At 72.1% G+C, this 19,198-nt stretch carries 15 protein-coding genes; 4 read left to right on the forward strand and 11 right to left on the reverse strand.

The window, feature by feature from the left end; genetic code table 11:
- The first annotated feature begins 49 nt into the window (after window positions 1-49).
- From ATL41_RS04920 to ATL41_RS13475, 4 genes are all read left to right on the forward strand, one after another.
- Entirely contained in the window at window positions 50-2,569 is a 2,520-nt protein-coding gene (locus ATL41_RS04920; RefSeq protein ID WP_098457476.1) for a phosphoketolase family protein, read from the forward strand.
- A complete protein-coding gene (gene pta, locus ATL41_RS04925; protein WP_098457477.1) occupies window positions 2,566-4,650 on the forward strand; it encodes a phosphate acetyltransferase in 2,085 nt (694 codons plus the stop codon). The genes ATL41_RS04920 and pta overlap by 4 nt, the downstream gene beginning before the upstream one ends.
- A 15-nt stretch (window positions 4,651-4,665) precedes the next feature.
- Complete coding sequence (locus ATL41_RS04930) at window positions 4,666-5,997, forward strand: acetate/propionate family kinase (RefSeq protein ID WP_098457478.1); 1,332 nt, start codon at window positions 4,666-4,668, stop codon at window positions 5,995-5,997.
- Between the two features lie 97 nt (window positions 5,998-6,094).
- Window positions 6,095-6,532, forward strand: a complete 438-nt coding sequence (locus ATL41_RS13475) for a hypothetical protein (protein WP_342744422.1) — start codon at window positions 6,095-6,097, stop codon at window positions 6,530-6,532.
- A gap of 188 nt (window positions 6,533-6,720) precedes the next feature.
- On the opposite strand, the gene ATL41_RS04940 is transcribed toward ATL41_RS13475, so the two are convergent.
- From ATL41_RS04940 to aceB, 11 genes are all read right to left on the reverse strand, one after another.
- Entirely contained in the window at window positions 6,721-8,409 is a 1,689-nt protein-coding gene (locus tag ATL41_RS04940; protein WP_098457480.1) for a putative PEP-binding protein, read from the reverse strand.
- Between the two features lies 1 nt (window position 8,410).
- The gene (locus ATL41_RS04945) at window positions 8,411-8,683 is read right to left on the reverse strand and encodes an HPr family phosphocarrier protein (protein ID WP_098457481.1); all 273 of its coding nucleotides are present in this window, start codon (window positions 8,681-8,683) and stop codon (window positions 8,411-8,413) included.
- 139 nt (window positions 8,684-8,822) lie between these two features.
- Window positions 8,823-10,328: a PTS fructose transporter subunit IIC gene (locus ATL41_RS04950; RefSeq protein ID WP_098457482.1), complete on the reverse strand. Its 1,506-nt coding sequence runs from the start codon at window positions 10,326-10,328 to the stop codon at window positions 8,823-8,825.
- Window positions 10,325-10,780 carry a PTS sugar transporter subunit IIA gene (locus ATL41_RS04955; RefSeq protein ID WP_098457483.1) on the reverse strand — a complete coding sequence of 152 codons (456 nt, stop codon included), beginning with the start codon at window positions 10,778-10,780 and terminating at the stop codon, window positions 10,325-10,327. Before ATL41_RS04955 ends, ATL41_RS04950 begins: the two co-directional genes overlap by 4 nt.
- A gap of 1 nt (window position 10,781) precedes the next feature.
- On the reverse strand, window positions 10,782-11,801 hold the full coding sequence (locus ATL41_RS04960) for a 1-phosphofructokinase family hexose kinase (RefSeq protein WP_098457484.1): 1,020 nt from the start codon (window positions 11,799-11,801) through the stop codon (window positions 10,782-10,784).
- The gene (locus ATL41_RS04965) at window positions 11,798-12,568 is read right to left on the reverse strand and encodes a DeoR/GlpR family DNA-binding transcription regulator (RefSeq protein WP_098457485.1); all 771 of its coding nucleotides are present in this window, start codon (window positions 12,566-12,568) and stop codon (window positions 11,798-11,800) included. The genes ATL41_RS04960 and ATL41_RS04965 overlap by 4 nt, the downstream gene beginning before the upstream one ends.
- 219 nt (window positions 12,569-12,787) lie before the next feature.
- Window positions 12,788-13,963: a S1 family peptidase gene (locus ATL41_RS04970; RefSeq protein WP_143556573.1), complete on the reverse strand. Its 1,176-nt coding sequence runs from the start codon at window positions 13,961-13,963 to the stop codon at window positions 12,788-12,790.
- Window positions 13,964-14,135: 172 nt separating this feature from the next.
- Window positions 14,136-15,764 carry a succinic semialdehyde dehydrogenase gene (locus ATL41_RS04975; RefSeq protein WP_098457487.1) on the reverse strand — a complete coding sequence of 543 codons (1,629 nt, stop codon included), beginning with the start codon at window positions 15,762-15,764 and terminating at the stop codon, window positions 14,136-14,138.
- A gap of 52 nt (window positions 15,765-15,816) precedes the next feature.
- The gene (locus tag ATL41_RS04980) at window positions 15,817-16,254 is read right to left on the reverse strand and encodes a GNAT family acetyltransferase (RefSeq protein WP_098457488.1); all 438 of its coding nucleotides are present in this window, start codon (window positions 16,252-16,254) and stop codon (window positions 15,817-15,819) included.
- A gap of 63 nt (window positions 16,255-16,317) precedes the next feature.
- A complete protein-coding gene (locus tag ATL41_RS04985; RefSeq protein ID WP_098457489.1) occupies window positions 16,318-17,442 on the reverse strand; it encodes a GuaB3 family IMP dehydrogenase-related protein in 1,125 nt (374 codons plus the stop codon).
- Window positions 17,443-17,549: 107 nt separating this feature from the next.
- Window positions 17,550-19,187, reverse strand: a complete 1,638-nt coding sequence (gene aceB / locus ATL41_RS04990) for a malate synthase A (protein WP_098457490.1) — start codon at window positions 19,185-19,187, stop codon at window positions 17,550-17,552.
- Window positions 19,188-19,198: the final 11 nt, after the last annotated feature.

The following is a 19,198-nucleotide window of genomic DNA, read 5'->3' on the forward strand; positions in this document are numbered from 1 at the left end:
GAGAAATCCAGGAGTCCGCGATGTTGTGCACCCAGCCCGGAGGCAGCAGATGAGCGTTCCCGTAGGTTCCGACGACACGACCACGACAGCGACCTCGACCGCCGAACCGCAGCGCTGGCGCCGCGGCTCCGGCGCCCCGGTCGCCCCCGAGACCCTCGCACGCATCGACGCGTGGTGGCGGGCCGCCAACTACCTCTCTGTCGGGCAGATCTACCTGCTCGCCAACCCCCTGCTGCGCACGCCGCTCTCTCGCGACGACGTCAAGCCGCGCCTGCTCGGCCACTGGGGCACGACACCGGGCCTGAACTTCCTGTACGCCCACCTCAACCGGGTCATCCAGGAGCGCGCCCTCTCGACGATGTACATCACGGGCCCTGGCCACGGTGGTCCCGGCCTCGTCGCGAACACCTACCTCGAGGGCACGTACACCGAGACGTACCCCGACATCACGCAGGACGACGAAGGCCTGCGCCGCCTCGTGCGGCAGTTCTCGTTCCCCGGCGGCATCCCCTCGCACGTCGCACCCGAGACCCCCGGCTCGATCCACGAGGGCGGCGAGCTCGGCTACGCCCTCTCGCACGCGTACGGCGCAGCGTTCGACAACCCCGACCTGCTCGTCGCCGCCGTCGTCGGCGACGGCGAGGCGGAGACCGGCCCGCTCGCGACGAGCTGGCACTCCAACAAGTTCGTCAACCCGGCGAAGGACGGCGTCGTCCTGCCGATCCTCCACCTCAACGGGTACAAGATCGCCAACCCGACCGTCCTCGCGCGCATCAGCGAGGACGAGCTGCGCTCCCTCATGGTCGGCCACGGCCACGAGCCGTTCTTCTTCACCGGCGGCTTCGACGACGAGTCGCCCGAGTCGCTGCACGGCCGCTTCGCCGCGATCCTCGACGAGGTGCTCGACAAGATCGCCGACATCAAGGCGCGCGCCGCCGAGGGCGACGAGTCACGGCCGCGCTGGCCGATGATCGTCCTGCGCACCCCCAAGGGCTGGACGTGCCCGCCCGAGATCGACGGCAAGCGCACCGAGGACTCGTGGCGCGCCCACCAGGTGCCGCTCGCGAGCGCCCGCGACACCCCCGAGCACCTCGAGGTCCTCGAGCAGTGGCTGCGCTCCTACCGCGCCGACGAGCTGTTCGACGAGACGGGCCGCCTGCGCCCCGAGGTTGCCGCGCTCGCCCCCGAGGGCGAGCTGCGCATGAGCGCCAACCCGCACACGAACGGCGGGCTGCTCATGAAGGACCTGCGCCTGCCGGACTTCCGCGACTTCGCGGTCGAGGTCTCCGAGCCGGGCGACTCGCTCAGCGAGGCGACCCGCGTCCTCGGCGAGTACCTGACCGAGGTCGTGCGGCTCAACCCCGACAACTTCCGGATCTTCGGGCCTGACGAGACGGCGTCGAACCGCCTGCAGGCCGTCTACGACGCGACGTCGAAGGTGTGGAACGCCGACTACCTGCCCTCCGACGTGGGCGAGCACCTCGCGCGCGCGGGCCGCGTCGTCGAGATGCTCTCGGAGCACCAGTGCCAGGGCTGGCTCGAGGGTTACCTGCTGACCGGCCGCCACGGCATGTTCAGCTGCTACGAGGCGTTCATCCACATCATCGACTCGATGTTCAACCAGCACGCCAAGTGGCTCAAGGTCACCCGTGAGATCCCGTGGCGCCGCCCCATCCCGAGCCTGAACTACCTGCTGTCGAGCCACGTGTGGCGCCAGGACCACAACGGGTTCTCGCACCAGGACCCGGGCTTCATCGACCACGTCGTCAACAAGAAGGCCGAGGTCGTCCGCGTCTACCTGCCGTTCGACGCGAACACCCTCCTGTCGACGTACGACCACTGCCTGCGCTCGCGCGACTACGTCAACGTCGTCGTCGCGGGCAAGCAGCCCGCACCGAACCTCCTGTCGATGGAGGACGCCGTCGCCCACACGACGCGCGGCATCGGCATCTTCGACTGGGCGGGCACCGAGGTGCCTGGCACGGACCCCGACGTCGTCCTCGCGTGCGCCGGCGACGTGCCGACGCTCGAGGTGCTCGCCGCCGCGGACCTGCTGCGCCAGCACATCCCCGACCTCAAGGTGCGCGTCGTCAACGTCGTCGACCTCATGCGGCTGCAGGACGCGACCGAGCACCCCCACGGCCTGACCGACCGCGACTTCGACAACCTGTTCACCACGGACAAGCCCGTCGTCTTCGCGTACCACGGGTACCCGTGGCTCATCCACCGCCTGACCTACCGCCGTACCGGCCACGCCAACATCCACGTGCGCGGGTACAAGGAGGAGGGCACCACCACGACGCCGTTCGACATGGTCATGCTCAACGACCTCGACCGGTTCCACCTCGTGATCGACGTGATCGATCGGGTGCCCGGCCTGGGCTCGAAGTACGCGAGCCTTCGCCAGCACATGCAGGACGAGCGCCTCAGGGCGCGCGAGTACACGCGGAACCACGGGGAGGACCTCCCCGAGATCCGTGACTGGGTATGGCCCGACGCCGGCAACACCGGCGCGGGCACCGGCGGTCCGCAGCAGGCGACCGTCGCTACTGGAGGCGATAACGAGTGACTACGACGGGTCGGAACATCTACATCACCTCGGCGGAGGGCGAGACCGGCAAGTCGACGGTCGCGCTCGGCATCGTCGACCTGCTGACGCGGCGCGTCCAGAGGGTCGGCGTGTTCCGGCCCGTCGCCCGGTCCACCCAGGAGCGTGACCACGTCCTCGAGCTGCTGCTCGCGCACGACGGCGTCGACCTCGACTACGAGCAGTGCGTCGGCGTCACGTACGACGACGTGCACGCCGACCCCGAGGCGGCGCTGTCGACGATCGTCACGCGCTACCACCAGGTCGAGGCGCGCGCCGACGTCGTCGTCATCGTCGGCACCGACTACACGGACGTCGCCGGGCCGACCGAGCTCGGTTACAACGCCCGCATCGCGGCGAACCTCGGCGCGCCCGTCCTGCTCGTCGCCAACGGCAACAAGCGCACGCCCGAGTCGGTGCGCCAGAGCGTCGACGTCGCGATCGCGGAGCTCACGAGCCACCACGCGCACGTCGTCGGCGTCCTCGCGAACCGCTGCAACCCGGCGCAGGTCGCTGCCGTTCGCGGTCAGCTCGCGACGCCCGAGCGTCCCGCGTGGGCGATGCCCGAGGACCCGTACCTCACGGCCCCGACCGTGCGTCAGCTCACCGACGCCGTGGACGGCACTCTCATCGCGGGCGACGAGGCGCTCATGGGCCGCGAGGTCCTCGACGTCCTCGTCGGCGCCATGTCGATCGAGCACCTGCTCGACCGGATCACCGACGGCTCCGTCGTCATCACGCCGGGCGACCGCTCCGACATCCTGCTCGGCCTGCTCACCGCGCACGCAGCCAACGGCTTCCCGAGCCTCGCTGGCGTCATCCTCAACGGCGGGTTCACGCCGCCGCCCGTCGTCACGCGCCTCGTCGAGGGCCTCGACGCTCGCCTGCCGATCATCACGACCGACCAGGGGACGTTCCGCTCCGCGTCGATCGCGTCGCAGACGCGCGGCCTCGTGACCGCTGGCTCGCAGCGCAAGATCGACACCGCCCTCGCGCTGTTCGAGCAGCACGTGGACGGCGACGAGCTGCTCGACATGCTCGCGGTCGCGCGCACCGAGGTCGTCACGCCGCTCATGTTCGAGTACGACCTGCTCAGCCGCGCCCGCGCGGACCGCAAGCACATCGTCCTGCCCGAGGGCACCGACGACCGCATCCTGCGCGCCGCGTCCACGCTGCTGCAGCGTCAGGTCGCGGACCTGACGATCCTCGGCGACGAGCGCGACATCCTCGCGCGCGCCGCGGGCCTCGGCCTCGACCTGTCGGGCGCCCAGATCCTCGACCCCTCCGAGGGCGAGCTCTTCGAGCGCTTCGCCGAGGAGTACACGAAGCTGCGCGCCCACAAGGGCATGACGGTCGAGCGTGCCCGCGAGATCGTCCGCTCCGTGTCCTACTTCGGCACGATGATGGTCCAGCTCGGCCTCGCCGACGGCATGGTCTCGGGCGCTGCCCACACGACCGCGCACACGATCAAGCCGTCGTTCGAGATCATCAAGACCGTGCCCGACGTCTCCGTCGTGTCGTCCGTCTTCCTCATGTGCCTCGAGGACCGCGTCCTGGTCTACGGCGACTGCGCCGTCAACCCGGACCCGACCGCCGAGCAGCTCGCGGACATCGCGATCTCCTCGGCCGCGACCGCCCAGCAGTTCGGCGTCGAGCCCCGCATCGCGATGCTCTCCTACTCGACCGGTGAGTCCGGCTCGGGAGCCGACGTCGACAAGGTCCGCACCGCGACCGCGATCGTCCGCGAGCGCCGTCCTGACCTGTCGGTCGAGGGCCCGATCCAGTACGACGCCGCGGTCGACGCCTCGGTGGCGAAGACGAAGCTGCCCGACTCGGCGGTCGCCGGCCGGGCCAACGTCTTCATCTTCCCGGACCTCAACACCGGCAACAACACGTACAAGGCCGTGCAGCGCTCGGCCGGCGCGATCGCCGTCGGCCCCGTCCTGCAGGGCCTGCGCAAGCCCGTCAACGACCTCTCTCGCGGTGCCCTCGTCCAGGACATCGTCAACACCGTGGCCATCACGGCGATCCAGGCCCAGGGCCAGTCGCCCGCCGGCGCCTGACAACAAGGATCACTGATGAACGCACCCTCCCCCGCAGGGGACAACCTGCTCGCCTCGTACAGCGCCAACGGCGCGCACGGGTCCGTCCTGGTCATCAACTCCGGCTCGTCGTCGGTCAAGTACCAGCTCGTCAACCCGGTCGGCGGCGAGGCGATCGCGTCGGGCCAGGTCGAGCGCATCGGCCAGAGCGACGGGATCGTCACGCACAAGTTCGCCGGCAACAAGTCGAAGCAGGTCTTCGACGTGCCGGACCATGCCGCCGCGCTGCGCGTGATCATGGAGCTCTTCGAGACGCACGGCCCGGACCTCGCCGAGGCCGACGTCGTCGCCGTCGGGCACCGGGTCGTCCAGGGCGGCTCGTACTTCTCGGGCCCCGCCGTGATCGACGACGACGTGCTCGAGCGGATCCGCTCGCTCATCCCGCTCGCGCCGCTGCACAACCCGGGCCACGTCGCGGGCATCGAGGTCGCGCGCGACCTGCTGCCCGACGTCCCGCACGTCGCGATCTTCGACACCGCGTTCTTCCAGACGCTGCCCGAGTCCGCGTACACGTACGCGATCGACAAGGAGGTCGCGGAGAAGCACGCGATCCGCCGCTACGGCTTCCACGGCACGAGCCACCAGTACGTGTCCGGCAAGGTCGCGCGCGTGCTCGGCCGCCGCCTCGAGGACCTCAACCAGATCGTCCTGCACCTCGGCAACGGCGCGTCCGTGTCCGCGGTCAAGGGCGGCGTCGCCGTCGAGACGTCGATGGGCCTGACCCCGCTCGAGGGTCTCGTCATGGGCACGCGCTCGGGCGACCTCGACCCGGCGGTCGTGTTCCACCTCGCGCGCAACGCGAACATGTCGATCGACGAGATCGACGACCTGCTCAACAAGCGCTCGGGCGTCAAGGGCCTCTCCGGGGAGTCCGACTTCCGTGCGCTGCACGAGCTCATCGAGGCGGGCAACGAGGACGCGCGCCTCGCGCTCGACGTCTACATCCACCGCCTGAAGAAGTACATCGGCGCGTACCACGCGATCCTCGGCCGCGTCGACGTCATCACCTTCACGGCCGGTGTCGGTGAGAACGACGAGATCGTCCGTCGCCTCACGGTCCGCGGCCTCGAGAGCCTCGGCATCGCGATCGACGAGTCCCGCAACGACGAGCGCAGCCACGAGCCGCGCATCATCTCGCCGGACTGGACGTCGACGCTCGTCATGGTCGTGCCCACGAACGAGGAGCTCGCGATCGCGCGCCAGTGCATCGCGATCGTCGACGAGCTGAGCTCGCAGGCGCAGGCGCCCGCGCCCGCGGCCGCGGCCGCTCCGGCCGCCGAGACTGCCGAGGCCGTCCCGGCGGTCTAACCCGTCCCCGCACGACGCCCCCGTCCGGTCCTCCGGGCGGGGGCGTCGTCGTGCGGGGGCGTCGTCGTGCGGGGGGTCGTCGTGCGGGTGCGTCGCCGTGCGGGGCAGGCGGGACACAGGGCAGCGCGGGCGGGTCGGCCGACGCCGCGGCGTCGTCCCAGCCCAGGCGGCGCCCAGAGCGCCGACCGCGCTCGGGCGAGACCCGCTGGTTGCGGAGGGCGACCCGTCGGCGGTCCTCGGTCTCGAGGTGTACGCGCACCGCCTCAAGAAGTACGTCGGTGCGTACCTCGCGGTGCTCGGTGGTGCTGACGTCATCACGTTCACGGCCGGGATCGGCGAGAACGACGACGTCGTGCGCTGGCAGGCGCTCGCCGGCCTCGAGGAGCTGGGCATCGAGCTGGACCCCGAGCTCAACGCTGGGCGGGTCAAGCAGCCGAAGGTCATCTCGACGCCGTCGTCGCGGGTCACGGTCCTCGTCGTCCCGACGAACGAGGAGCTGGCGATCGCGCGCCAGGCGGTCGAGCTCGCTGGCTGACGATCTCGCGGGCTGACGAGCGAGAGACGGCCGGGCCGGTCACGGCCCGGCCGTCCGCTCACGCAGGCTCCTCCGCCCGAGGTAGGGGTCTGCACGCGAGACAGGGGCCTGTACGTCACGACGTGACGTGCAGGCCCCTGTCTCGTTGCTCGGGCGGGCGGCTCAATCCGGCAGCTCAGGCCGGCGGCTCAGGCGAGGGCGAGCGCGGCCACCACCTCGGCGTCCATCGCCGCGACCGCGGCCTCGCGCGCTGCGGTCGCGTCCGCGGCGGCGAGCGCCGCATCGGCAACGGCGCGCGCCTGCTCGCGCGTGTGCGCAGCGAGCGCGAAGCGCACCGCCGGGACGGCGGTCGCGGACATCGACAGGCTCGTGACACCGAGGCCTGCGAGGACGACAGCCATGGCGGGGTCTGCTGCGGACTCGCCGCACACGCCCGCGGGCTTGCCTGCCTCGCCCGCTGCGGCGGCCGTCGCCGCGACGAGGTCGAGGACAGCGGGCTGCCAGCGGTCGATGAGGTCGCCGAGCGCGCCGCACAGGCGGTCGGTGGCCATCGTGTACTGCGCGAGGTCGTTCGTGCCCATGGACACGAAGTCGACCTCCGCGAGGATCGCGCGGGCGCGCAGCGCTGCCGCAGGAACCTCGACCATGACGCCGACCGTCGTCAAGCCGTGGGACCGCGCTGCAGCGGCGAAGTCACGTGCCTCGGCGGGCGTCGAGACCATCGGCGCCATGACCCACGGCTCCACGCCCGTCTCGCGCGCAGCGTCCGCGAGAGCGGCGAGCTGTGTGTCGAGGAGGTGCGGGACAGTCCGCACGAGACGGTAGCCGCGCACGCCGAGGGCGGGGTTCTCCTCCTCGGCCTGGTCGGCGAACGCGAGGGGCTTGTCGGCGCCAGCGTCGAGGGTCCGTACGACGACCTTGCGACCACCCAGGGAGCGCAGCACGCGCGCGTACTCGCGGGCCTGCTCCTCGCGGGTGGGGGCGGTCGTCCGGTCGAGGAACATCACCTCGGTGCGGAACAGCCCGACTCCCTCGACGGCGGCCGGAGCGACCCTCTCGGCGTCGTCCGGGCTGCCGATGTTCGCGAGGAGCGCGACCGGGGTGCCGTCGGCGAGAGCGCCGGCAGCGGTGTCCTCGGCGAGCCGCGCAGCGATCTCGGCCCGACGCGCGAAGCCTGCGGCGACGTCGTCCGACGGGTCTGTCTCGACGGTCCCGGCGAGCGCGTCCACCGCGACCGTCGTGCCCTCCGCGAGGTCGAGCGCCCCGGCGACGCGGACGACGCACGGGATGCCGAGCTGGCCCGCGATGATCGCGGTGTGGCTCGTGGTGCCACCGAGCTCGGTCACGATGGCCCGCACGAGGTGCAGGTCGAGCGCAGCGGTGTCGGCGGGCGCGAGGTCCTCGGCGACGATGACGGCCGGCTCGGTCAGGGAGGGGACCCCGGGCTGGGGCAGGCCGAGGATCTGTGCCGCGACCCGGTCGCGGACCGACCGCAGGTCGGTCACCCGCTCGGCGAGCAGGCCGCCCGCCGAGGTGAACATGTCGACGAAGGTGCCGACAGCGGCGTCGAGCGCCGCGACAGGCGCAGCGCCGTCGGCGACGCCGGCGAGGGTCTTCTTGCGCAGCGCGCGGTCGGTCGCCATCTGCGCCGTCGCCCGCAGCACGGAGGCCGCCGGCTCGACGGCCCCGTCCGCCTGGGCGCGCAGGCGGCCCGCGACCACGTCGAAGGCGTCGACGACCGCGGCCTCGGCTGCCTCGCGGTCTGCGGGGGCGCTCTCGGAGATCCCGGCCGCCGGCGGTCGCGCGACGTGCACGACAGGGCCGATGGCTGCGCCGCGGCCGACGCCGGCCCCGGTGAGGATGCGGTCGTCGGTCATGTCAGTCGTCCTCGTCGAGGTCGCGCTCGAGGAGCGCGACGAGCTGGTCGAGCACCTCGTCGGCCTGGGGGCCCTCGGCCTCGAGCGTGACCTCGTCGCCGTGCGGCACACCGAGGGACATGACGAGCAGGATGCTCGCGGCGTCGACCGGCTCCTCGGAGCCGTGGGCGATCGTCACGTCGACGCCGGAGTCGGCGACGGCCTGCGTGAAGATCGAGGCGGGGCGGGCGTGCAGTCCCGAGCGGGACGCGACGGCGACGGTACGGCTGGGCATCTGGAGCTCCTGGGGGCGCGGGCAGGTGATGCTGCCCTGGGTGGTTGGTCTGTGCGGCGTGCCGAGACGGCGGCGCCGGTCCGGCCGGGCGGCCGGCGAGGGCGCGTGCCGGGCGTGGGGCCCGGCACGCGCCGATCGGTCAGGCGGCGGCCAGCTCGTCGGCGGTGCGCTCCGCCTCGACGACCGTGTTGTGACCGATCTTCTTGAGCGCGATGACGACGACCGCCGACACGACCGCGCCGATGACGACGGCGGCGAGGAACCCGAGCGGGTTGCCGATGAGCGGCAGGACCCAGATCCCTCCGTGGGGCGCCTGCAGCGACGCGTCGAACGCCATGATGAGCGCGCCGGTCGCAGCCGAGCCGATCATCGAGGCGGGAAGCACCCGGAACGGGTCGACGGCGGCGAACGGGATGGCTCCCTCGGAGATGAAGGAGGCGCCGAGCAGCCAGGCTGCCTTGCCGTTCTCCTGCTCCGCGTGCGTGAACATCTTCTTCGCGAGGACGGTCGAGGCGAGCGCCATGGCGAGCGGTGCGACCATGCCTGCGGCCATGACCGCGGCCATGACGCGGTACTCGGTCGCGCCTGCGGTGAGCCCCACCGTCGAGAGCCCGGTGACGCCGAACGTGTACGCGACCTTGTTGACCGGACCGCCGAGGTCGAAGCCCATCATCAGTCCGATGATGGCGCCCAGGAGGATCAGGTTGGCGCCCGTCAGGCCGTTGAGCCAGCTCGTGAGCCCGTCCATGAGCGCGGCGAGGGGGCGGCCGAGCACGACGAGCATGAGGAGGCCGGTCACGAAGGTCGACAGCAGCGGGATCACGACGACGGGCATGATGCCGCGCATCCCCTTCGGGACCTTCCACCGGCTGATCCACAGCGCGAGGAAGCCACCGATGAAGCCGGCGACGAGGCCACCGAGGAACCCGGCACCCACGGTCACGGCGATCGAGCCGCCGACGAACCCGGGGACGAGCCCAGGACGGTCAGCGATCGCGTAGGCGATGAATCCTGCGAGCACGGGGACGAGGAACCCGAAGGCCGCACCGCCCGCCGCGTTGAGGAGCACCGCCCAGTCCTTGAGGTCGAACGCGTCGAAGCCCGAGATGATCTCGTTGACGGGCACCTTGGTCACCTCGACGGCACCGTTCTGGTCCCAGGCGACGCCGGCCAGCATGAACGCTAGCGCGATGAGGATTCCGCCGGCGGCGACGAACGGGATCATGTAGGAGATGCCGGTCATGAGCCACTGGCGCACGCGCGTGCCGACGCTCGCGTCCTTGTCGACCTTGGTGGTCGGCGCGGCGGGGGCGTCGGCGGCAGGCGCTGCGACGGGGCCCGCCTCGACGGCAGCGATCGCCTGGGCGAGGACGCCGGGCGCGTCGTGCACGGCCTTCTTGACGCCGACGTCGACGGTGGGCTTGCCCGCGAAGCGGTCGCGGTCCTTGACCTCGAGGTCGGCGGCGAAGATCACGCCGTCGGCTGCGGCGATGACGGCGGGGTCGAGCGGGGAGCTGCCCGCCGAGCCCTGGGTCTCGACCTGGACGTCGTGGCCGGCCGCCTTGCCGGCCTGCTCGAGCGCCTCGGCGGCCATGTAGGTGTGGGCGATGCCTGTGGGGCAGGAGGTGACGGCGACGAACTTCACGAGGCCACGACCTCTCGGGTGACGATCTCGGCGACGGTCTCGGCGTCGGGCGCGGCGCGCAGCGAGTCGCGGAACGACTCGTGCACGAGGCGGCGCGCGAGGGACGCGAGGATCTTGAGGTGGTCCGCGTCGCCCTCGGCGGGCGCGGCGATGAGGAACACGAGCGTGGCCGGGCCGTCGGGTGCACCGAAGTCGACACCGGCGGGCACGCGGCCGACGGCGAGGGACGGGGCGACGACGTGCGCCGAACGCGCGTGCGGCAGGCCGATGCCGCCGGGCATGCCGGTGGCCATCTTGGCCTCGCGCTCCTGGACGTCGGCGAGGAAGCCCTCGGCGGACGTCACGCGTCCCTCGGCGACGAGCAGGTCGATGAGGGCTCGGGTGACCTGTGCGCGGTCGGTCCCGGGCAGGTCGAGGGCGACGAGCCCTGGGGTGATGAGGTTGGTGCTCACGTCACAGCTCCTTCAGTGCGATGCGGCGGTGCGGGTCGGTCATGGTGCGCACCTCGTCGAGGTGCAGGTCGTTCGGGGTGGGGACGGCAGATCCGGGGAGCAGCACGGCCGCGCGTCCCCACGCGGCCGCATGCTGGAGCGCGAGCAGCGGGGAGCCGACGCCGTGGCGTCCGTCCCCTTCCCGCGTCGCGACGGAGAGGTAGCCGGCGAGGGTGCAGTCCCCGGCGCCGACAGTCGATCGTGGGACGAGGGCGTCGCCGCCGGCCCACCAGGTGCGGATGTCGCCGGGTGCGGCGTCGGCGTGGTCGCGGCGGACGAGCAAGAGCCCGTGGGCGCCGAGCGAGACGAGCACGGAGCGGGTGCCCCGGTCGATGACCTGGGTCGCGGCGTCGACGACGTCGCCGACCGTGACGAGCTCGCGTCCGGTGAGCTCGGCGAGCTCCTCGTCGTTGGGCTTGATGAGCTCGAGCCCGCCGGTCTCGACGGCGCGGGCGAGCGGAGCGCCGGAGGTGTCGAGGACGAGGCGGGCGCCGAGCCCGGTGCACACCTCGGCGACGTGCCCGTAGAAGTCGTCGTCGAGACCTGCGGGCAGGCTGCCCGCCCCGACGACGACGGGCGAGCGCCCGGCGGTGGTCGCCTGGGCGACCTCGTCGCGCAGGGCGTCGAGCAGCTCGCTCACGTCGTGGCTGCTGAGCGTGTCGCCGGGGGCGTTGATCTTGGTCGTGGTGCCTGAGGCGTCGACGAGCGTGACGTTGGAGCGGGTGTCGCCGTCGACGCGGACGGGGTGTGCCGGGACGTGGCTGGCGGCGAGCTCGGCGATCATCTGCGCGCCGTCGGGGCCGCCTGCGGGGAAGATCGCGACGCTCGCGGTGCCGGCGGCGGTCAGCGCGCGGGTGACGTTGAGGCCCTTGCCGCCGGCGTCGACGCGGGTGGTGTGCGCGCGGTTGATGCCGCCGAGGTGGAGGGTCTCGGCGGCGTAGGTGCGGTCGAGGCTGGGGTTGGGGGTGAGGGTGATGATCATGCGAGCTCCACGGTGAGGCCGGCGTCGGTGAGCTCGGCCTGCAGGTCTGGGTCGAGGGCGTCGTCGGTGAGGAGGAGGTCGACGTCGTCGAGGTCGACGACCTTGGCGAAGTCGGAGCGGCCGACCTTGGTGTGGTCGGCGAGGACGACGACGCGGCGTGCGGCGCGGACGAACGCCCGCTTGATGCTCGCCTCGGCGAGGTCGGGCGTGGTGATGCCGCGGTCGGGGGTGATGCCGTTGGCGCCGAGGAAGAGGATGTCGGCGTGGAGCTCGCTGAGGACGCGCTCTGCCCAGGGGCCGACGCTCGCGAGCGTGCGGCCGCGCATGAGGCCGCCGACGAGATGGAGGGTGATGTTCGGCCGGGCCGCGAGAACGGTGGCGATCGGGAGGCCGTTGGTCACGACGGTGAGCTCGCGGTCGGTCGGGAGGAGCTCGGCGAGGCGGACGGTCGTGGTGCCTGCGTCGAGGAGGATCGTCGCCTGCTCGGGGAGCTCGGCGAGCTGGCGGACGGCGGCCCTCGCGATCCGCTTCTTCTCTGCGGCGTTGCGGCTCTCCTTGTCGGCGATCCCGGGCTCGATGCCTAGCGTCTCGATCGCGACCGCGCCACCGTGGACGCGGCGCAGCAGGCCCTGGCGCTCGAGGACGGACAGGTCGCGCCGGATCGTCTCGGGTGTGACGGCGAGGGCGGTGGCCAGTGCTGTGACCTCGACGCGTCCTGCGGTGCGGGACTCGGCGAGGATCGCGTGGTGGCGCTCAGGTGCGTACACATCAACTCCGTCGTTGCCTCGACACCCCCCGTTCGGATGTCCGTATGTACTTGTATATGCCCGATCATGTCCGGATGCAAGGGCCCGAGTGGCCCCGATCACGTTCCCCCAGGTCACTGAGGCGAAGAACAGTCGCGCTGGGGCTCCTGGCCGTGTGTCCGTCCAGACGCGACAAGACGCCCGCGCTCCCGAGAGCGCGGGCGTCCATCGGTGCCTACGTCAGCCGGTGACGGCCTTGAGCCCCATCGCGGCGAGCGCCTTGCGCGAGCTCGTGAACCAGTTGCGCGAGTACCCGTCGCGCACGTTCGTGCCCGAGTGGATCCCGTACGCGTTGGCGCCGTAGAACCACGGGCCGCCGCTGTCTCCGCCTGCCGAGCCGGTGGTGCTCTCCGTCATCGCGAGGTCGCAGATCGTGTACGTCAGGTTCGGGTACTTGGTGCACGCGGACACGTACTTCACCGTGTCGCACCCGGACCCGGTCCCGGTCGCGGCGCCGAAGCGGCACACGCGGGTGCCGACCTTGAGCACGGGGTGCGCGCCGACGTTGCGGTACTTGCCCCAGTCGTAGCGGAACTGCGCGTTGCCGCCGGTCTTGGAGCGGTGCCACTGGGCGTCCCCCGCGCTGTTGCTCGTGAACAGGCTCGCGTTGTACAGGTTGTCGCCGCTGTTGATCGTCAGGTTCTCGGGGCAGTGCTTCGCGGTGAGCACGCCGATGTTCGAGCCCTGCTTCGCGGTGAACGCCGACGTGCAGCGCAGCGAGCTGTTGCCGCGGTTCGCGAGGAGCTGCCCGCCGCTCGCCGCCTCGTCGATGTTCTCGAGGGTGCGGTCGACGTCGACCGTGACCGCATCCTGCGCGAGGTCGCTCACGTCGTCGGGCGCGGCCTCCTCGTACGCCTCGACGGCCGCGACCTCGACCCGGCTCTCGGACCGCCCCTCCGTGATCGCGATCTCGACCTCGCCGGTCTCCGGCTCGACGAGCGTCAGGAGCTCGCCGTCGTCCGGCAGCACGTCAGCGACGGCCTGCGCGACGGCCTCGTTGATCTCGGCGGCCTCCGTCTCCGAGAGCAGCGCATCGCCGCGGGCCGTGATGCGCAGGTGGCCGGCGATCGCCGCGTCGACCTCCCGAGGCACCGGGCCGGTGAACACGACATAAGCGTCGCCGTCGTCCGTGAAGCCTGCCGTCGCGAACGTGTCGGCGTACTTCTCGATGAGCGGGTCGAGGAGCGCGTCGACCTCGACCTGGAACGCGACCTGCTCGGCGAGCACGTCAGGGTCGAGACCTGATTCCGCCGCGTCCCGGGCGACGTCGACGGCGAGCGCCTCTGCTGCTTCGTCGCGGTCACCGGCGCGGGCGGCGCTCGCGCCACCCCATCCCCACAGTGCCGCCATCGCCACGGCGAGACATCCGCTTCCCCACCTGCGTACGCGTGTACCTGTCACGTGTGCCCCCACGACCACGTCGGACGGGGTGCGTCCTGCGCCGCGCCCCCTTACGTGCGACGCTAACCGCTGGGCGGGGGCCGGGCAACAGCCCGCAGGACCACGTGCCCGCGGGCTCCCGAGACGCTCAAGGCATGCGGAGCGACCTCAGCGCGCGCAGCCCTGCCGTGAGGACCTCCTGGCCCCTCCCGGCGGGGAGCGCGAACAGCTCGTCGAGCGAGGCACCGTGGCTCACGAGCCGCTGCCCGACGACGGTCTGCGCCTCGGTCATCTGCTCGATGCTCTCGCGACCGTGCCTGCGACCGACGCCGGACTGGCCGAAGCCACCCATCGGTGCGCCGACGGACCCCCAGGCAGCCGCATAGCCGTCGTTGATACCGACGGATCCCGCCCGGACCTGCGCGGCGAGCTCGCGGCCCCGACGCAGGCTCGACGTCCAGACGGACGCGTTGAGGCCGTACTCGGTCACGTTCATGATCCGTAGCGCCTCGGCGTCGTCGCGGACGCGCTGCACGGCGACGACGGGGCCGAACGTCTCCTCGGTCGCGCACAGCGCGTCGGCGGGGACGTCCGAGAGGACGGTGGGCTCGTAGAAGAGCGGGCCGAGGTCCGTGCGGTGCACGCCGCCGACGAGGACGCGAGCTCCTCGCGCGATCGCGTCGTCGACATGCGTGGAGACGCGCTCGAGCTGGGCCTCGTTGGTGAGCGAGCCCATGTCGTGCGTGTAGTCGAGGCCCGGACCGACGCGCAGCTCGCGCACCGCGTCGACGAAGCGGTCGAGGAACTCGTCGGCGACGGCCTCGTGGACGAGGAGCCGCTCGATCGACATGCAGAGCTGGCCGGTGTTGGAGAAGCACGCGCGCACGGCGCCCGCGACGGCCGACTCGATGTGGGCGTCCGCCGCGACGTAGAGAGGATTCTTGCCGCCGAGCTCGAGGGTCATCCCGATCAGGCGGCCGGCGGCCTGCTGAGCGACCTTGCGGCCCGTCGCGGTCGAGCCGGTGAACACGAGGTGGTCGACCTGGTCGATGAGCGCCTCGCCGATGTCACGGCCACCCGTGACGACCTGCAGGACGCCCTCGGGAAGGCCGGCTCGCGCGAGCGCGTCCGCGGCCCACAGGGCCGTGAGCGACGCCTGCTCGTCGGGCCGCAGCACGACGGCGTTGCCTGCGAGCAGCGCGGGCAGCGCGTCGGCGAGTGCGAGCGTGAGCGGGTAGTTCCAGGGCGAGATCACGCCGACGACGCCGACCGGGCGGCGGTGCACGGTCGCGGTCGTCAGGACGGGCAGCATGCCGGTGACCCGGCGGGGACGCAGGTAGCGCGGCCCCTGGACGCCGTAGTGCCGGCAGACCTGCGCGACGTCGGCGACCTCCTCGAACGCGCTCGCGCGCGCCTTGCCGTTCTCGAGCTGGATGAGGTCGAGCACCGTCGACTGCTCCGCGAGGACGATGTCGTGGAGGGCGAGCAGCACTCGGGCGCGCTCGGTCGCGCTGCGCTGCGCCCACTCGTGCTGCGCCTCCCGGGCGCGGCCGACCGCGGTCGAGACGTCCTCGAGGGTCGAGCGCGGGACGCTCGCGATCGGAGCGCCCGTCTGCGGCGAGTGCACGAGGCGCGTCCCGCCCTCGGGCGACGCGACGACGCGTGCCACGAGGTGCGCGACGTCGCGCGGCTCGAGGATCAGCGTCGAGGTCGGCTCGTCCACGTCGACGAGGCTGGAGGAGTCAGCGCCGCCGGGCACCGTGTTCTCGTTGCTCATGGGTTCACGGTACGCGGCGTCCCTGACAGCCCGGCACAGAGCGGCCGAAAGTCTAGAAACCACCCGGCGCGGGCACGAACCTCCGCCCGAGGACGACCGTCTCCTGGTCGTCGTACCCGAGGCGCTCGTAGAAGCCGAGCACGGCGTCGTTCGTGCGGCGGACCATGAGCTGCACCTTGACCGCGCCCGCCGCGGCGAGCCACGCCTCGGCGGCGACGACGAGCGCGCGGCCGTGCCCGGAGCCCTGCACGCCCGGCGCGACGCCCAGGTAGTACAGCCACCCGCGGTGGCCGTCGTACCCGGCCATGACGGCGCCGACGAGCGCGTCGCCGTCGCGCGCGACGAGGACGGTCGACGTCTCCCCCACGACAGCGTCCTGGAAGTCGCGCACCGGGTCGTTCCACGGGCGCGTCAGGTCGCAGTCGCGCCACAGCGCGACGACGGCGTCGACGTCGGACAGCTCGGCGGGCGCGATCGTGGCGGTGCTCATGGTCTCCTCGGGGGACGGCGAAGGCCGCGAGCGCTCAGCGGTCGCGGCCTTCGACGGACGGTGTCAGCGGGGCTGGTAGGGCGAGACGACGACCTCGACGCGCTGCAGCTCCTTGAGGTCGCTGTAGCCGGTCGTGGCCATCGCGCGGCGCAGGGCGCCGACGAGGTTGAGCGTCCCGTCGGACTGGCGGCCCGGGCCGAACATGATCTCCTCGAGCGAGCCGCACGTGCCGACCTGGACGCGCTCGCCGCGCGGGAGCTGCGGGTGGTGCGCCTCGGGGCCCCAGTGCCACCCTTGGCCGGGCGCCTCGTCGGCGCGTGCCAGAGCGGCTCCGACCATGACGGCGTCGGCGCCGCACGCGACGGCCTTGACGAGGTCGCCGGAGCGGCCGATGCCGCCGTCGGCGATGACGTGGACGTAGCGGCCGCCCGACTCGTCGAGGTAGTCACGACGCGCTGCGGCGACGTCGGCCACCGCGCTCGCCATCGGGGCGTGGATGCCGAGCGTCGTGCGCGTCGTGTGGGCGGCACCGCCGCCGAAGCCCACGAGGACGCCGGCCGCACCCGTGCGCATGAGGTGCAGCGCTGCGGTGTACGTCGAGGCGCCACCGACGATCACGGGGACGTCGAGCTCGTAGATGAAGCGCTTGAGGTTGAGCGGCTCAGCGTTCGAGGACACGTGCTCGGCCGAGACGGTCGTGCCGCGGATGACGAACAGGTCGACGCCAGCGGCGACGACGTCCGCGTAGAACTCCTGGGTGCGCTGCGGGGACAGCGCGCCGGCGACGGTGACGCCCGCCGCGCGGACCTCCTGGAGGCGTGCCTTGATCAGCTCGGCCTTGATCGGCTCCGCGTAGATCTCCTGCATGCGGCGCGTCGACTCCTCGGGCGCGAGGCGCGCGATCTCGTCGAGCAGCGGCTGCGGGTCCTCGAAACGGGTCCACAGGCCTTCGAGGTCGAGGACGCCGAGGCCGCCGAGCTTGCCGAGGGCGATCGCGGTCGCCGGGCTCATGACGGAGTCCATCGGGGCGGCGATGATCGGCGTCTCGAAGTGGTAGGCGTCGATCTGCCAGGACACCGACACGTCCTGCGGGTCGCGCGTGCGCCGGGAGGGCACGATCGCGATGTCGTCGAAGGAAAATGCGCGGCGTCCGCGCTTGCCGCGGCCGATCTCGATCTCGTTGCTCACCCGGCAAGGCTACCGCTTGTGCGGCCGCGCGCCTGAGCCCTAGGGCCGGGCGCGCCGGTCCCCGGCAGCGCAAAAGGCGCTGCCGGGGACCTGTGACCAGGGGCGGATCAGGCGAGGTAGCGGCTGTACGCCCCGATCGTGAGGAACGTCGGGAAGTCCTCACCGAGGGCGACGTCGCGGAACACCTGGGCCGCGTCGTCGTACCTGTTGCCCGGGGTGCGGGGCAGGTCCTCGACGATCTGGGTGACGAGCGCGTCCACGCGCTCGGCCGTGATGGGCGATCCGCCCGTGGTGCGGGTGCCGTTGTGGATCCACTGCCACACCTGCGACCGCGAGATCTCCGCGGTCGCGGCGTCCTCCATGAGGTGGTCGATCGCGGCGGCGCCGACGCCGCGCAGCCACGACTCGATGTAGCGGATCGCGACGGACACGTTCGCGCGCAGGCCCTCGGGCGTGACGCCCGAGCCGGACGCCGACGCGACGTCGAGCAGGTCCTTCGCGGTGACGTGGACGTCCTCGCGCAGGCGGTCGCGCTGGTCGTCGTGGTCGCCGAGGATCGCCTCGAACTCCTCCCGCGCGAACGGGATGAGGTCGGGGTGCGCGACCCACGTGCCGTCGAAGCCGTCCGTGGCCTCGCGCCGCTTGTCCGCGCGGACCTGCTTCTCCGCGCGCTCGGTAACGTCGGGGCGGCGACGGTCGGGGATGAACGCGCTCATGCCGCCGATGGCCTGCGCGCCGCGCTGGTGGCACGTCGAGACGAGCAGCTCGGTGTACGCCCGCATGAACGGGACGGTCATCGAGACCGTGCCGCGGTCCGGCAGGACGAAGAACGGTCCGCGGCAGCGGAAGTTCTTGATCATCGAGAACAGGTAGTCCCAGCGTCCGGCGTTGAGGCCGGCGCAGTGCTCGCGCAGCTCGTAGAGGATCTCGTCCATCTCGAACGCTGCGGGCAGCGTCTCGATGAGGGCGGTCGCCCGGACGGTACCGCGCGGGATGCCGAGCGTCTCCTGGGCGTGGATGAAGATGTCGTTCCACAGCCGGGCCTCGCGGCGTCCCTCGAGCTTCGGCAGGTAGAAGTACGGTCCACGACCGCGGGCGATGAGCTCGGCGGCGTTGTGGAAGAAGTACAGGCCGAAGTCGACGAGCGTCCCCGAGGCGGGCGTCTGCGTGCCGGCCCGGTCCTCGAACCGCATGTTCTTCTCGATGAGGTGCCAGCCGCGCGGCCGCATGACGATCGTCGGCAGGTCGGTCAGCTCGGAGCTGCGCATCGTGTAGCTCTTGCCCTCGGGCGAGGTGTGGCTGAGCGTCCCGCGGATGCCCGCGTGCAGGGAGGCCTGCCCGCCGACGACGTTCTCCCACGTGGGGCTGAGCGCGTCCTCGTGGTCGGCGAGCCACACGTTCGCCGAGGAGTTGAGGGCGTTGATCGCCATCTTCGGGTCGGTCGGGCCGGTGATCTCGACGTGCCGGCGCTCGAGGCCGGGGCCGGGGCCGGCGACCCGCCAGGTGCGGTCCTCGCGGACGTGTCGCGTCTCGGGGAGGAAGTCCGGGTCGACGCCGTCCTCGATGAGGGCGCGGGCGCGCTGGCGGGCCTGGAGGATCTCGTGGCGGCGCGCCGCGAAGCGCTCGTGCAGGGAGGCGACGAACTCGAGCGCCTCGGGGGTGAGGATCTGCGCGGCTCCGGGGACGTCCGGACCGGCGACGATCATGCGGGCGGTCGTGGGCGGGGCGGGGGCGATGGTGCTCATGGTCGTGCTCC

The organism is Flavimobilis soli, assembly GCF_002564025.1.
Taxonomy (GTDB): domain Bacteria; phylum Actinomycetota; class Actinomycetes; order Actinomycetales; family Cellulomonadaceae; genus Flavimobilis; species Flavimobilis soli.

Bases quoted from the DNA above. Each gene is read 5' to 3' on its own strand.
- aceB (WP_098457490.1), bottom strand. From the start codon at position 19,187: ATGAGCACCATCGCCCCCGCCCCGCCCACGACCGCCCGCATGATCGTC.
- ATL41_RS04920 (WP_098457476.1), top strand. From the start codon at position 50: ATGAGCGTTCCCGTAGGTTCCGACGACACGACCACGACAGCGACCTCG.
- ATL41_RS04940 (WP_098457480.1), bottom strand. From the start codon at position 8,409: ATGACCGACGACCGCATCCTCACCGGGGCCGGCGTCGGCCGCGGCGCA.
- ATL41_RS04960 (WP_098457484.1), bottom strand. From the start codon at position 11,801: ATGATCATCACCCTCACCCCCAACCCCAGCCTCGACCGCACCTACGCC.
- ATL41_RS04980 (WP_098457488.1), bottom strand. From the start codon at position 16,254: ATGAGCACCGCCACGATCGCGCCCGCCGAGCTGTCCGACGTCGACGCC.
- ATL41_RS04945 (WP_098457481.1), bottom strand. From the start codon at position 8,683: ATGCCCAGCCGTACCGTCGCCGTCGCGTCCCGCTCGGGACTGCACGCC.
- ATL41_RS04975 (WP_098457487.1), bottom strand. From the start codon at position 15,764: ATGAGCAACGAGAACACGGTGCCCGGCGGCGCTGACTCCTCCAGCCTC.
- ATL41_RS04930 (WP_098457478.1), top strand. From the start codon at position 4,666: ATGAACGCACCCTCCCCCGCAGGGGACAACCTGCTCGCCTCGTACAGC.